Origin of the sequence: Desulforhopalus sp. IMCC35007, from assembly GCF_005116575.1 — a bacterium.
In the GTDB taxonomy this organism is placed as follows: domain Bacteria; phylum Desulfobacterota; class Desulfobulbia; order Desulfobulbales; family Desulfocapsaceae; genus Desulforhopalus_A.
The window spans coordinates 261,630-275,681 of the sequence record NZ_SWCN01000003.1 but is presented as its reverse complement, the minus strand read 5'-3'; the positions used below and the strand labels follow the sequence as shown (position 1 = coordinate 275,681).

Here is a 14,052-nt window from a genome sequence, read left to right as displayed (position 1 = left end):
TATCCTGGAGCAGAACAGGGTATTTCTTTAGTAATATCATTTTCTGACTGAAACGCTCAGAGAATACTTTGTAATTTATTGACGATCTCCTACAGGATTTGCGGCAATGATTGAAAAGATAATCGATTACTCCACCCGTAACCGTCTCTTAGTCCTGATGATCTTTGGTTTGATCATCGTCTGGGGTGTCTGGGCGGTCTACAAAACACCGGTGGACGCCATTCCCGACCTCTCCGACAACCAGGTGATTGTCTTTACCGATTATCCCGGCCGTTCACCGCAGGTGGTTGAGGATCAGGTAACCTATCCGTTGGCGGTCAACCTCCAGGGATTACCGCGGGTTCGTGCTGTAAGGGCCTCCTCTGCCTTTGGCTTCTCAATGATTTACGTCATCTTCGAGGATAAGGCTGACATTTACTGGGCCAGAACCCGCGTCCTTGAGAGACTGAATTATGCAGCTTCACTGCTTCCACCTGGCGTGGTTCCCACTCTTGGACCGGACGGCACCGGTGTGGGACATGTCTTTTGGTATACTATCGAGGGCAAGGGCTACGATCTGGAGCAACTGCGCACTCTCCAGGACTGGTTTGTGCGATACCAGCTGAATACAGTTCAAGGAGTGGCCGAAGTTGCCTCTATCGGCGGTTTTGTCCGCGAGTACCAGATTGATTTGGACCCGACGAAACTCTTTTCCTACAAAATCGCCTTAGGACAGATCATAGAGGCGGTGAAGGCAGCCAATAAAGACGTGGGTGGCCGTCTTATCGAGCAGGCTGACGCCGAATACTTGATCCGTGGACGCGGTTATGTAAAAACCAAGGAAGACCTGGAGAATATCGTAGTCGGCGCTGATATGCGGGGAACCCCGATCTATGTCAAAAATCTCGGCACAGTTCAGATGGGTGGAGCGATTCGGCGGGGCTTGATCGAGATAAACGGCGAGGGTGAGGCAGTAGGCGGCATCGTGGTTATGCGCTACGGTGAGAATGCCAAGGATGTCATTAGCCGGGTCAAAGAAAAGATTAAGGAGTTGGAGAAGGGTCTGCCACCGGGAATGAAAATAATGGTCTCCTATGATCGTTCTGATCTTATCGACCGGGCAATTGATACCTTAAAAAAGAACCTGCTGGAAGAATCTGTCGTTGTCTCGCTGGTAATTCTGATCTTCCTCCTGCATTTCCAAAGCGCCCTGGTTATCGTGCTAACCTTGCCGATCTCGGTGCTGATTGCCTTTATCACAATGAAGCTGATGGGCGTGACCTCCAATATTATGTCCCTGGGGGGAATAGCCATAGCTATCGGAGTACTTGTAGATGCAGGCATTATCATGGTTGAGAATTGCTATCGCCACCTGTCTGAAATACCACCTGAAGAACGTGCTGGCAGGCGTCTGGAGGTCGTAAGCGCCTCCGCCAAACAGGTCGGTCGGGCCATCTTTTTCTCCCTGGCCATCATTGTACTTTCCTTTGTGCCGGTTTTCCTGCTGGAGGGACAGGAAGGCAAGCTCTTCCATCCTCTTGCCTTCACTAAAACTTTCTCAATGATGGGCTCCGCGATTATCGCCATCACTCTGGTCCCGGTTCTGATGTACTTCTTTATGCGGGGCAAGATGCCCCCAGAGAGCGCAAACCCGATTTCGACTTTCTTCATAAGATTGTATTCGCCTGTTATCCGCTGGGTGCTGGTTTGGAAAAAAACCACCATTGCACTCAATCTGGTGGCGCTGGCAATTGCCATCCCGATGTTTATGGATCTGGGCAGCGAGTTCATGCCGCCTTTGGATGAAGGTTCGCTGCTGTACATGCCGGTGACCCTCCCCAATGTCTCGATTACCGAGGCAAAACGCATCATTCAGGTACAGGATGCAATCATCAAGAGTGTTCCCGAGGTTGAGCATGTTCTTGGCAAGGTCGGCCGGGCTGAGACCTCCACCGATCCGGCACCAGTTTCCATGTTCGAGAGTATTATAATCCTCAAGCCTAAGGACCAATGGCGTCCAGGATTGCAGAAGGCCGACATCGTGGCTGAATTGGACGGCAAACTGCAACAAATCGGGGTTCGAAACGGCTGGACTCAACCGATAATTAACCGCATCAACATGCTCTCAACCGGGGTACGTACCGACCTGGGAGTCAAAATATTTGGTAATGACCTGGATGTGCTGAAGGATCTTGCGATTCAAGCCGAAGCAATTCTTAAACCAATTGACGGCGCTGCTGATGTGGTGGCTGAACGGGTAACCGGCGGTAACTACATCGACATTGACATCGACCGCGAAGCGGCTGCACGCTACGGGGTCAGCGTCGGTGAGATCCAGGATGCCATTGAGATCGCCCTTGGTGGTGAGATGCTGTCCACAACGGTTGAAGGCAGAAATCGGTTCCCCATCCGTATTCGCTATCTGCGGGACTACCGTGACAATATTCCGGCCATCCGCCGCATCCTGGTCAGCGGCATGAGTGGCATCCAGGTGCCGCTCGCTTTGGTGACCAGGCTGAAGATATCTACAGGTGCCCCGGAGATTAACAGTGAAGGAGGGCTCTTGCGGTCGCTTGTCTTTCTGAACGTCCGTGGTCGCGACATGGGTAGTTTTGTTACCGAGGCAAAACAGATACTGGAACAAAGACTCAAACTTCCCCCCGGCTATTACCTTGCCTGGTCCGGACAGTGGGAAAACCAGATTCGTGCCAAGGCTCGCTTGCAGATACTGATTCCGCTGGGCATGGTGATCATCTTTATCCTGCTCTACTTCACTTTTCACTCCGCACTGGAGGCCAGCATGGTTATGCTGTCGGTGCCCTTCGCCCTGGTAGGTGGGGTCTACCTGGTCTCGGCCCTGGGATATAACCTGTCGGTGGCTGTTTGGGTCGGCTTTATTGCCCTATACGGCATTGCCGTGGAGACCGGAGTGGTAATGGTCATATACTTGCATGAGGCCTTGGACAAGAAATTGATCAATGGCCCCTGCACAGAGCAAGATATTTACGATGCTACGTTCGAAGGTGCCGTTTTGCGCTTGCGACCAAAATTGATGACCGTGGCTGTATCTCTGCTTGGCTTGATTCCGATTATGTGGTCAACGGGCACCGGTGCCGATGTTATGAAACCAATTGCCGCGCCGATGATCGGTGGAATGATATCCTCAGCGGTTCATGTACTCATCATGACACCAGTAATATTCATCCTGTTAAAGCAACGAGATCTAAAAAAAGGCAGGTTGCATTATTCCGGCATGAAACATTAAACCATCCAATAACAGGAGTTTCGTATGACGCGTAACATCTCAACCACCATTCCCGTAAGACTGTCTGCGGAAGAGAATGAGATTAGTGAAAGCGCAAGTAATAGAATAATAAACAACAACGATAAATTGCGCAGAATGTTATCCAGATGAAAGTTTCTACATGAGTGCTCAGAGCGATTAGCACAAGGCGATGGTGAGGGTAATACGAGGTGAATACGCAAAACAATGAGCTGCAAATCCGCCCCGCCAGGACCCAGATGCTCCGACGAGCGTTTTTGAAGGGCCCATTCTCAAAACCGGTCCTTGACGGAGCTGCCTTCAGTGGTAAAACTTAATTTATCGGTATTCAATGATAAAAAGAATAGCCAAGTATCTGATTAATTTAAAAAGATAAAATAGGTTTGTTACGTATACGATCAGAGAATCAATCGTGAAAATTGCTCCATTTCTGACCATCGTCGACGCTGATAGTACTTTCTTCCACGTTATATATGTTTGGTCGATACCACAACACTACAGGTTGCCTGAACAGATTTTTGACAATACAATTAAATTATGGAATCAATAGGATCGTGATTCATGCTGGCATGAGCTGCAGTTTGTTTTTTCACTGTCAAAAATCACCAACAGATCGACATGACAAAATCATACGCTCCGCGAATGCATTCGGCGGAACACATACTCAATCAGGCAATGGTCAGGAAATTCGACTGTGGGCGTTGCTTCAGCGCTCACGTGAACAAGAAGAAGTCCAAGTGTGACTACCATTTCGACAGAGCACTGACTGATAATGAAGCCAAGGAAGTAGAAGCAGAGGTCAACCAGGTGATTTCCGCGAACCTGGACGTAACCGATGAAATAGTTTCTCTTGAAAAAGCCGCTCGGAACTTCAACCTAACCCGTCTCCCTGAAGGAGTCGAGACCGTCCGTATTGTACGAATCGGCGATTACGATTTCTGCCCCTGTGTCGGAGAACATGTTGACAATACTACTGAAATAGGCGAGTTCCGGATGATCTCCCACGACTTTAACGACAGAGTTCTTCGTATACGCTACAAACTTGGCGACTTGGAATAGTGGTGAGAATGAGCAGGGAAAATAACTTGAATCAAAAAACCTGGAACCAGGACCTGTCAGATTTGGATCCAGGTTTTCACAATTTATTTCACAGCATCACTCAGCTTACTGCCGGCTTTGAATTTAACAATCTTTTTGGCTGGAATCTGGATGGTCTCTCCCGTCTGGGGATTACGGCCTTCGCGAGCTGGCCGTGCGCTCACCGAAAATGTACCAAAACCGATCAGGGTGACCTTGTCGCCCGCTGAAACTGCTCCCGTGATTGCATTAAGGATGCTGGTCAACACCTGATCGCTTGCAGTCTTGCTCAAGCCACATTCGTTTGCCACTTTTTCTATTAGATCGCCTTTGTTCATAATCTTTCCTTGTTAATTTTTGGGAGTTCAATAGGTTGGGACAGCTCATTATTGCTCAAATAGTAGGTTTCCTGCCGTTTTGCAAGGTTATTTCGATCCCATGTCCTGGTCATTTTTCATAAATTCACTGATTTCCCGCGGCGTGTAATATCGGAATCGTATTCTCTTGCTCAGTCTGTCGGTATAGTCGGAAAAAGCCATTACAATTTCGCGACCTTCTTCCATCAACTGTTCTCCTTCCTTGTGCGAGATTCCATCCAACTCGCCGAGTCTGGCCTTGAAATTGATATACGCCATGTCGAATTGCCTCAGGATGTTAAACATGGTCGAGCTGAGCGGTGAGTTTATTTTTAGGACCCGTGATCCCCGTTCCTTGACCATACTGATCTTTTTTTCCTGAATCTCCTGCCAGGATAATTTCGTTTCTTTATTCTCAGCCATTTTTTCTCACCTTTTGTTATGCAGAAATTATTTTTGCGTTCCTTTTGATTCGATACCGATGCCAGAGGTCCAGAAGATACACTGAACCATATGGGCAGATGGCCGCTATGACCATCAGGATGGAGCTTTTGACGGCCACCGGCATCAGGTGCGGTTTTATCTCAAAGAACCCGTAATATATTTTCTCAGCCATGGACCCAAAATGGATGACCAGTTTCCAGATGTTTTCAGGTGTGCTGAGCCGATAGAGTATCAGATAAATGACATAAAGGAGGAAGGCCTTGAGCAGCAGGGACATGGCCCGGCCCAGAAGCAGTGAGTTGATCGCCTTTCTGGTGATGTTGCCGACATAGTAGCGACTGATATAGGTACACATCGCGGTATTAATGAGCAGGACGAGATAGGGGATAGAGCCGAACATTAAATGGCTGAAAGTGTCGAGTTTATGAAAGACGAAGGGAAAGAGATAGAAATGGAAGACCGGGAAAAGCAGTATCAGGGCAAAGCCTTCATGAAAACCGCTTTTTATACCAATCTTGAAAAAGTCCAGCGTTCGATCCAGGGTAAGGAATTCCGCCGGGATATTCTGGCCCTTGCTCTCGATAACGTAAAATTGCTGGATCTCGGAGATGGCGTTCAGCAGATTGCTGGGCTTGTAAATCCTGCCGTTATCGGTGGTGATTATCTGGGCGTTGGTGTCGCTTTGCCCTTTATTTTCCCAGTCTTTGCCCATTATCCGTCCTGTAAATCATTGTTGTCGAGATAGGGACTGACCTTTACGATATCGCGCAGCATCTCGGGTTTGCTTTGTTCCATCTCGGCGATCGATCCGAAGGGTGCAGCATGAAACGGCGTATAGTACCCTCTGATGGCTTTGCCGATCTTTCGGGTTACCATGAAATATCCACCGAAAAAGGAATCTTTGATCAGCCCCCGGTCGACAATTTCATCTTCTGTCCGCAGTTGGTGGACAATCGTGAACAAGACCTGCCGCATTGTTTCATCCCTTTGGGCCATAGCAGCGATTTCCATGCAGCCGGCCTTCTGTGCCTGGTTCCGCGCCACTTCTTCCAGCACCTTGACTTGAAAGTAGACATGGCCGTCCGGCATGGAGAACGCCAGGAAGCGACGACCAAACATCTTGTTGATATACGGTTTCAATTCTGCCAGAAACCGAGAAGCATCGAACCAGCCGGAGATATCTCTTAGTTTCGGTGCGACGAATGTTGGTTTTTCCTCGTTGGATTCGTTGTTGTCGTTGTAAATATCCGCCTGTGCCTGGCGAGCTGCTGCCGGTATACTTTTTGTCTCTCGCTGTGGAATATCCGCCGAGATATTTTCATTTACCACCGCTTTGGGTTCTTTTTGGAGAACTGTTTCTTCCAGTTCTTTCTGCCTGGCCAGCTGATCGGCTTTTTTCAAGGTCTTGCCGAGTAGTCCCTGGGCCATTTTGTGGTGCAGCCTGACCGCCCGTAAGATATCATCTTTTTTAGGCAGTTCGTTAAAGCCGGCAATTGCTGCCAGAGGTCGTCCTGCAGCCAGGGGATGCTCTCCCAGAGAATAGAGATATCCCCGTATTGATTGTAACTTGCCTAAATCGTGACCTAATGCAGCAACCATAGTATCCGGGATGACGTGCCAGGCCTTATTGTCGGAGAGGATCTGCACCACCTGCTCAGCCACGTTGAGTGAATGGTCAAGCAAGGTTGTTTGGGCAAGTAACCGATAGGTGTTTTCATCCCAGTTGCCTTCCACATCGCCATGGATATTGACCACTGACGGGCATTGCCCCTCCCGGTCCAGAAGCTTCAAAATCTGTCCGCACACTGCTTTCTGCTGGGGAAATTTGTCAAACCAGGGTCTTTGCAGGGGATTTTCCATAAATGCCATGGCTCTAAGATTGTGAAGTTCAAGAAATTCATTTTCTGCCAGGACACGCTCCTGGTCTCGCCAAAGAGGGGAGAGCTCCGAGATATGGATTGTTTTAGAACCCTCCTTAATCCAGATCTTGGCCAGCTCATGCAGATGTATTTCTTCTACTACCTTTTCCCTGCTAAAAAGCAGGATTAAAATAACGATCGCAGCCAGCCCCAAAGCCAGCCACAACATGCAGTGGTTCCAATCAACCCTCCTGACCCAGTTGCCAAGGGCAAGCATCAACTCTCAGCTGCCCCTTGGCCGGTTGACTTGAGTTTTCACTGACAGATCAGGGAATAGCACCTTCAATTCTCCGTCACTGACCGTAGCGGTTTTCCCCCTATAGGTGCCGGAATAGGTGCTGAGGAACAACTCCCGAGGGGCCATATTAAGAATCTCAGTATGTTTGATCCTGATCTCTTCCGTCTCCCGAATCGATAAACCGCCGCCAACCGAGATAATCGGCGAGAATCGCCGTTCCTCGCCGAGATGCCTCGACACATAGCTTGCGGTGTTTGCATCCGGTACCCGCATAAAGAGCTTGGTGTTACAGTTATCCAGGATAGTGTTGGCCCGGTCCTCTCCGACTTCCGCATACAACTGACTGATTGACTGGCAGTAGCCGTGGATAAAGACTTCAGCCCCACCGGCTTTGGCAAACAAGTCTTCGATCCCTTGGTAAAGAACGGACTGGGCCTCGTCGATATGCAGCACTAACGAGGGTGTGACACTCTTACCACTGGAATAGACCCGGCCAACAAAAGCCTGGATCATCGAAATAATCACTTTGCCTGCTGTGTAGGCCGCGCGTTTGGTAAGAAGAGAGCCCAACTGCACTACCAGGATAATACCTTTGCCCTGTTCCAGACGTTTGATGAAACGGTTTTCGTCGGCTTTACCAATGATCTGACCAACACTCCCGGAGGTCAACTCGGTGAGTGCCACCCGAAGAGAGCTGGCCACCTTGGAGTAGTAATCCGCCGGAGTAGAAAGGATCTTCTGCATGTCCAGACAAAGCTGTTCAGCATCCGGAGTATTGACATAATCCAGCTTCTCTTTAAGTCGCTCCAGGTCCTGGTGGCTGATATGGTTTTTGATATCATTCAGATTAAAGGATGGTGTTGTGCCGGCAACTTCGGCCAGCATGATCAGGGCTTGCACCACGACCAGGCTCACTTCATAGGCGACCCCGAAAAAGTACGGTTCCCGGCCCACTGCTACACCGGCAGTGATATGGGCCACTAATTCCTCGGGCATATAGTAAGAGGAGAGGGGATCGAGAATGGCGCTGTATTCCGGGAAAATCGGGGTAATCAACATCAGGTCCTGCAGGCGTCCGGTCTTATCGGCAAGTTCAGTAATCTTGGAAAAGAGAGCAATATCCCCCTTGGGATCAATAGCCACAACAGAATACCCTTTGCGGATATCCTGCTCGATGATGTGTTCCATAATCCGGGTTTTGCCAACCCTGGTAGTACCGAAACACCAGAAGTGGCCTTTGCGGAAACTGTCGGGAAAACCCAACTCAAGAATTGCTTCCGGATGATCAAGATGAATACCGGTGCCGATATGTGTCCACAGTGTTTTTTTCTTTATTTTATTTTTAATCATCAGATTTTTTTGACAAAGTTGACCTGTACCCGTTCTTTCAGCTCCTGGGATACAGCCGTGATGGCTGACTTCGGCAGTCGTTTAGTTGTCAGCACGAAACTTTTATGGCCGACATAGCGCTTGACGCAGCGAAAACTGATCCGCTCAGCCTCAGGGCCAAGGTTGCTTTTAAGTAAAGTTTCAACGAGAGTTTTGGACACCCGATCGACGACAATTTTCAGCCTGGGGGTATCACCCAGTACAACAGGATCAATTCGCCGCACGTGAAAAGCCCGGCGCATGCCAATAGAAAAGTTTCCGGAATTTCGCTCATGCAGGCCGATACGATTTAGCGGGCAAACTGCGGTCACGATTTGGCCTGGTATAATTTCCGTCTCGACGAAGATGTTCTGCTCGGAATCGTGGGCTATAATGTCTCCCCAGCACAATTCCTTCTCATAAGATTTGTAGTATCTGGTTTGCTTCAGTACAGCTGACCTGGTGAGACTTTTCTCCAAATGTTTCTTAAGGGTATTTGGCCCCCGGATTGCCGTAAGATCGACCAAGCGCTGCATGGTAACACCATTGATTTTATTGTACGCCACGGCCTCCAACTGCAGATCATTTCGGAAAAAAACCATCACCTCAAGGCGATACCACCGGGAAAGGACAGAAGAGAACACGTTTTCGATATCTGCCATGACCTCGTTTCTGGTAAGTCCATATTGCTCGGCAAATGTAGCTATGATGTTCTGCATGATTTTTTTCACCGCGTTGTGCTTGTGTAAATGACAACTCATCCTTGGCTGTTCTATATTCTTTTTTCAGGAGGGGTGACGGTTTCGTGAAAATATCAAAAGAGAGGAACTGGGGACAAAATTAGGTGATGGCCTTTTGTAATTTGCTATCCCGAACGAAAATGGCCTGAATTTATAATATCATTTCGAAGTATTTCATGCCTTTTTAGATAATCCGATGCGGTTGTTCGTACCAATGCAGGTGATACAGCAGCTCTGAAACGCCATCGCAAAAAAGCATCTGGAAATTTATTTTCCCCTTGCATTTTTTGGTGTCAGCCATAAAATACCTGCATCATTCCAGCTCATATTCAATGAGATACCCCTTCACCGGGCTTAGCTGAATACGTTTCACGTGTTCTTGAATTCCAGGTACATCAGCCACTTTTCTCAGGCAACGTTTAATCGCAATGGCGGACTTCTTTGCCTTTTATACTGAGTGGCTCTTCCAACATATCAACTTCACACTTTATCGTTGATAAACCGAAGTTTGCTCTATCTTTGAGACCTTCCAGGTTTATTCTACGTTTTCCATATCATTTCTCAATCATCTCCACCAAACCCCATAAAAAGGGAGTGAAACACATACTCTCGATAGGGAAATTGTTGTTTCATTTCCGCAAACAAGGAGGAAACAGCAATGGCAAATGAAAATTTATTTCAAAAAGTAACCGAGATTAATGGACAGCTTCGAGCTTTTGGTCGCGAGGCCGTGCAGGAAATCAAGATGATGAAAGACGGGGAGGTAATTGGCCAGGTTCGGTATGGGTATAAACCCCAGTACGTTTTTGACACTGTCAATAATGTGCTGCTGCCGGAGAACTGGCGGTATGAAGTGGTGAGCAAGGAAATTTTTGATACCCAGGCGGTGATCGAAGTAAAACTGTTTATTCGTATAAACGACGACTGGCTTTGCAAGGGATCGCAGACAGGACAAATGCAGATCATTAAGAAGAATGTTGGCGATGCTTACAAAGGCGCAATTACCGATGCTCTGCAAAAATGCTTCTCCCTGCTCTCGATCGGCAGCGATTCCTATAAAGGATTGCTCGGCAGCGTATACCATTCAGGTACTCGCCCTACAGAAAGCAAAAAGCAACAAACAGTTAAACCACCTGTTCAGCCACCAGAAAAAAAGCAACCATCCGAGACCAGTAAAACCAAACAAGAACAACCAGACAGTATCGACCTTCCGAAAATTGCCGGAGTTGATTATCAGCGTAAAAACGGCATCGTCGTTGCGGTTGGTAAAGTCTATGAAAAAAGGGATTTGCTCAAATCAGCAGGCTTCAAGTGGGACAAATCAGATAAGAGCTGGATAAAAGAAGTAATGGTCCAATAATTTATCCTGGTTCGTCCTACTCGATTTTTATTCAACCTTGCGAGGGAGTGATTTCGTATCCCTCAAAGGGATCCGTGTATCCTCCCTTGTCTCATTTTTCGTTTTATGGAGGTTAACAAAATACATGGATATCAAAAACACCCTGCTGACAAGTCTACGCCAACTGGCAAAACAACACACTGAAGAAACCCTCGGGGATCGCAGTGATTACCTTGGCGCATCGGAAATTGGCTATTGCCCAAGAAAAGTGATCCTGGAGAAAATAAATCCATCCGAGCACGATCTAACAGCCCTTCTTCGTTTTGAACGGGGACATATGGCCGAAGAGATCATTGCCAAGGTTTTTACCGCTGCCGGATTCTTTAATTTCGAGCAACAGGTAGAAATTTTAGTAGACGGTGATGTTCCAGTCAAAGCACATATCGACTTCGTTTTCTCCTCAGATATCCATAAGATCAAGTCTGTCCTGGAAGTGAAGAGCACAAGTAACATTCCTGACGATCCGTATGGTTCGTGGGAGTCCCAGCTCTATTTTCAGATGGGCGCCTTAGCCGAAAAATTCCCTGGTCATAAAATCAGAGGTGCGTTAATCGCGCTCGATCTTGCCAACGGCGAAGTTGAATTTTACAACGGCTATACCCCGCAGAAAATTATCTATAACGGATTGAAAAGAAAAGCTGAAGCAATCTGGTCGCACTATCAGGCAATGCGTAGCGGTAAGGATGTTGAACTTGCAACGGAGCCAGATCTTCTTTGCGGATTTTGTAACCATTTGACAACCTGTCCACGCTTTGCGGCTGAAGATGTTCCGCATCTGGCCACCATTGTCGATGAATTACAAGAACTGCAACTCAATGAGCAGAAACTGAAAAATAAGATTGCTCCCTGCAAGGAAAAGATTTTTGCAATCGTCCAACAAAAGGGACCGATTAAATCTGCTGGTTGTATTCTCCGCAAGGCTACCCGAAGCAGGAAGCACCTCATCATGGATCGTCTTGAACCGTTTTTGGCAGATCACGGCAGTTCCATAGACGAATTTCAAGAAGATCGGTCTTTCTCCTTTTTGGAGATCAAAAAGGCGAAAGCAGCGAAAGCAGCGTAGATAAGGAAAACCCAAAAAGTCTAACCCGGGGGGATAGTTTTCCCATGGTGGGAATCTGTATTTCTCCGAAATCTTAATTGTTTTTCTAAACAAAGGAGAACAACATGAACAAGGCAATGATAATCGGCAACCTCGGTAATGACCCTGAATTGCATTACACCAAGAACACTGCTGCTCCGGTGACAACATTTTCTGTTGCAACCACTGAGCGGTGGAAAGATGAGGAAGGTAACAAGCAGGAACATACCGAATGGCATCGCGTTGTTGCCTGGGGAGGGCTTGCCGTAGTCTGTGGCGAACATCTCCATAAAGGCGATAAAATTCATATTGAGGGAAAACTGAGCACACGAAAATGGGAAGATCGGGATGGCAATATCCGCTATACCACAGAAATCATCGCCAGAGAGATGGAGATGCTTGGTGGTAAAAAGGAATCCGGTAACTTTGCACCGAACGGTGAGGGTGAAGAACCTCCACTGCCGGAAGATGTGCCTTTTTGACCAATAAGACGAACCAACAGAACAATAAAAATTCCCGGCGGCGCAAGCAATAACCTGAGAATCTCAGGGCCGTGATTGCATCGCAAAAACAGATTTTCATTCACCCGACCAGGGGAACCTTTCCCCGGTGGGGCATTGGTTCCCCCTAACGCAAGGAGGTGGCCAATGCTATTCGTCCATGATCAAGACGGTGCGTATCGTCCTGCACCCAAAGAACTGGTTCTGACCGAAGCAAATAAGCTCAGCGGTTACCAGTTACGACGAGGAACCAAAATCTTATCTGCTGAGACCGCCAAAACGGTAATCGGCTACAAACTCCGAGGTAAACAGCATGAGGTTTTTGCCTGTTTATTCCTGGATTGCCAACACCGGGTCCTGGCGTTCAAAGAGATGTTCATCGGCTCGATCAATCATGCCACAGTCCATCCGCGGGAAATCGTCAAAGAGGCTCTGCAGCTGAATGCTACAGCACTCATCCTGGCCCATAACCATCCGTCAGGAGCTACAGAGCCAAGTCAACAGGATATTTCTCTCACCAATATCCTGAAAGATATTCTGAAAGTCATCGATGTACGGATCCTGGATCACCTGGTAGTTGGTGACGAGGTAACCGCATTTTCCGAATTAGGACTCTTACAAGAACAATAAAACCATCCCCAATCCAGGGGGCAAACCTGCCCCTTAAACGGGAGAGTCTTGCCCCCTCATTTTCTTTCTTATTCCAAGGAGGCAAGACCATGACAACATTTACCCCTTTAACTAACGATCAAATTGTAACACTTGCCCCGGCAGCAGGATCTCTTGCACCCATTAACGGGGTATCAAGCCGATACTCTTTCGTGCCAACGTTAACTGCTATTGATTTGCTGCGCGATGCGGGCTGGTTACCGATCAAGGCTGAACAAAGTGCTGTGCGTGCTGTTGACCGGGAGGGATTCCAGCGACATTTAATCCGTTTTGCTAAAGATGGTCTTTCGTTTGCTGGCGAACGGGTTGATCTGGTACTGTATAATTCCCATGACCGGGGCTGTGCATTCAGGTTGATTACCTCGGTCTGGCGAAAAATCTGCGGGAACGGCCTGATGGTTGCGTCGGAATTTGCCAACTTCAGCCATAAGCATATCGGATTCAGTCCAGACGATTTCATTCAGTCAGCCTTCGAGATAGCCGCTGCAGCCGGAACCATTGCCGATCGAGTCAACGAGATGAAGGTTATCGAGATGACTCCGGACGAACGAGGCGTCTACGCCCAAGCAGCCCACAGTCTGGTATATGATGAACCGGAAAGCGCACCTGTCCGGCAGGATCAGTTGCTTGCCGAACGGCGTTTGGACGATAAAGGCAAAGATCTATGGACGACCTTTAATGTGGTCCAGGAAAACATCATGCGTGGCGGCCTCAAAGGCATAAACAGAGACAGCAATGGAAGGCTGAAAAGATCAACCACACGTCCAGTCAAAGCCCTTGATCGCAACATCAAACTGAACCAGGCTCTCTGGTTGTTAACGGAGAAAATGGCTGAGCTGAAACAGACCAACACCGGTCTGTCAGTTGTGCCTGTCTGATCTACTTTCTACTAACGATAGCCGTCTCCTTCGGGGGACGGCTTTTTTGTTGTGTACTGTAAAGATACGAGTTACAAAAAACATGATAGATCAGGTTTCTCGGTTTCAGGCTACACCCTTT

At 48.0% G+C, this 14,052-nt stretch carries 13 protein-coding genes; 7 read left to right on the top strand and 6 right to left on the bottom strand.

Annotation, left to right across the window (positions count from 1 at the left end):
• Positions 1 to 106 precede the first annotated feature (106 nt).
• Positions 107 to 3,244, top strand: a complete 3,138-nt coding sequence (locus tag FCL48_RS04695) for an efflux RND transporter permease subunit (RefSeq protein WP_136871089.1) — start codon at positions 107 to 109, stop codon at positions 3,242 to 3,244.
• A gap of 636 nt (positions 3,245 to 3,880) precedes the next feature.
• Entirely contained in the window at positions 3,881 to 4,321 is a 441-nt protein-coding gene (locus FCL48_RS04690) for a hypothetical protein (protein ID WP_136871088.1), read from the top strand.
• Between the two features lie 83 nt (positions 4,322 to 4,404).
• Here FCL48_RS04690 and FCL48_RS04685 read toward each other — a convergent pair whose 3' ends face one another.
• The 6 genes from FCL48_RS04685 to FCL48_RS04660 all read right to left on the bottom strand — a co-directional run bounded on the left by FCL48_RS04685 (position 4,405) and on the right by FCL48_RS04660 (position 9,383).
• Positions 4,405 to 4,677 (bottom strand): HU family DNA-binding protein, encoded by a 273-nt coding sequence (locus FCL48_RS04685; RefSeq protein WP_136871087.1) that lies wholly within the window; start codon positions 4,675 to 4,677, stop codon positions 4,405 to 4,407.
• An 87-nt stretch (positions 4,678 to 4,764) separates the two neighbouring features.
• The gene (locus tag FCL48_RS04680; protein ID WP_136871086.1) at positions 4,765 to 5,118 is read right to left on the bottom strand and encodes a recombinase; all 354 of its coding nucleotides are present in this window, start codon (positions 5,116 to 5,118) and stop codon (positions 4,765 to 4,767) included.
• 16 nt (positions 5,119 to 5,134) lie between these two features.
• Entirely contained in the window at positions 5,135 to 5,851 is a 717-nt protein-coding gene (locus tag FCL48_RS04675; protein ID WP_136871085.1) for a hypothetical protein, read from the bottom strand.
• Positions 5,851 to 7,275, bottom strand: coding sequence for an HD domain-containing protein (locus FCL48_RS04670; protein ID WP_240744743.1), 1,425 nt, complete (start codon positions 7,273 to 7,275; stop codon positions 5,851 to 5,853). The genes FCL48_RS04675 and FCL48_RS04670 overlap by 1 nt, the downstream gene beginning before the upstream one ends.
• Positions 7,276 to 7,281: 6 nt before the next feature.
• Entirely contained in the window at positions 7,282 to 8,646 is a 1,365-nt protein-coding gene (locus tag FCL48_RS04665) for a type IV secretory system conjugative DNA transfer family protein (RefSeq protein ID WP_136871084.1), read from the bottom strand.
• The gene (locus FCL48_RS04660; RefSeq protein WP_136871083.1) at positions 8,646 to 9,383 is read right to left on the bottom strand and encodes a hypothetical protein; all 738 of its coding nucleotides are present in this window, start codon (positions 9,381 to 9,383) and stop codon (positions 8,646 to 8,648) included. Before FCL48_RS04660 ends, FCL48_RS04665 begins: the two co-directional genes overlap by 1 nt.
• Positions 9,384 to 10,062: 679 nt before the next feature.
• Between FCL48_RS04660 and FCL48_RS04655 the strand changes: the two genes are divergently transcribed.
• The 5 genes from FCL48_RS04655 to FCL48_RS04635 all read left to right on the top strand — a co-directional run bounded on the left by FCL48_RS04655 (position 10,063) and on the right by FCL48_RS04635 (position 13,931).
• Positions 10,063 to 10,764 carry a hypothetical protein gene (locus tag FCL48_RS04655; protein ID WP_136871082.1) on the top strand — a complete coding sequence of 234 codons (702 nt, stop codon included), beginning with the start codon at positions 10,063 to 10,065 and terminating at the stop codon, positions 10,762 to 10,764.
• Between the two features lie 124 nt (positions 10,765 to 10,888).
• Positions 10,889 to 11,866, top strand: a complete 978-nt coding sequence (locus FCL48_RS04650) for a hypothetical protein (RefSeq protein ID WP_136871081.1) — start codon at positions 10,889 to 10,891, stop codon at positions 11,864 to 11,866.
• Positions 11,867 to 11,970: 104 nt separating this feature from the next.
• On the top strand, positions 11,971 to 12,366 hold the full coding sequence (locus tag FCL48_RS04645) for a single-stranded DNA-binding protein (RefSeq protein ID WP_136871080.1): 396 nt from the start codon (positions 11,971 to 11,973) through the stop codon (positions 12,364 to 12,366).
• 165 nt (positions 12,367 to 12,531) lie between these two features.
• Positions 12,532 to 13,014: a DNA repair protein RadC gene (radC, locus tag FCL48_RS04640; RefSeq protein ID WP_136871079.1), complete on the top strand. Its 483-nt coding sequence runs from the start codon at positions 12,532 to 12,534 to the stop codon at positions 13,012 to 13,014.
• Between the two features lie 89 nt (positions 13,015 to 13,103).
• Entirely contained in the window at positions 13,104 to 13,931 is an 828-nt protein-coding gene (locus tag FCL48_RS04635) for a DUF932 domain-containing protein (protein WP_136871078.1), read from the top strand.
• Positions 13,932 to 14,052 lie beyond the last annotated feature (121 nt).

Coding starts and splice junctions, on each gene's coding strand:
- FCL48_RS04695 (WP_136871089.1), top strand. CDS start 107: ATGATTGAAAAGATAATCGATTACTCCACCCGTAACCGTCTCTTAGTC.
- FCL48_RS04690 (WP_136871088.1), top strand. CDS start 3,881: ATGACAAAATCATACGCTCCGCGAATGCATTCGGCGGAACACATACTC.
- FCL48_RS04685 (WP_136871087.1), bottom strand. CDS start 4,677: ATGAACAAAGGCGATCTAATAGAAAAAGTGGCAAACGAATGTGGCTTG.
- FCL48_RS04680 (WP_136871086.1), bottom strand. CDS start 5,118: ATGGCTGAGAATAAAGAAACGAAATTATCCTGGCAGGAGATTCAGGAA.
- FCL48_RS04675 (WP_136871085.1), bottom strand. CDS start 5,851: ATGGGCAAAGACTGGGAAAATAAAGGGCAAAGCGACACCAACGCCCAG.
- FCL48_RS04670 (WP_240744743.1), bottom strand. CDS start 7,275: ATGCTTGCCCTTGGCAACTGGGTCAGGAGGGTTGATTGGAACCACTGC.
- FCL48_RS04665 (WP_136871084.1), bottom strand. CDS start 8,646: ATGATTAAAAATAAAATAAAGAAAAAAACACTGTGGACACATATCGGC.
- FCL48_RS04660 (WP_136871083.1), bottom strand. CDS start 9,383: ATGCAGAACATCATAGCTACATTTGCCGAGCAATATGGACTTACCAGA.
- FCL48_RS04655 (WP_136871082.1), top strand. CDS start 10,063: ATGGCAAATGAAAATTTATTTCAAAAAGTAACCGAGATTAATGGACAG.
- FCL48_RS04650 (WP_136871081.1), top strand. CDS start 10,889: ATGGATATCAAAAACACCCTGCTGACAAGTCTACGCCAACTGGCAAAA.
- FCL48_RS04645 (WP_136871080.1), top strand. CDS start 11,971: ATGAACAAGGCAATGATAATCGGCAACCTCGGTAATGACCCTGAATTG.
- radC (WP_136871079.1), top strand. CDS start 12,532: ATGCTATTCGTCCATGATCAAGACGGTGCGTATCGTCCTGCACCCAAA.
- FCL48_RS04635 (WP_136871078.1), top strand. CDS start 13,104: ATGACAACATTTACCCCTTTAACTAACGATCAAATTGTAACACTTGCC.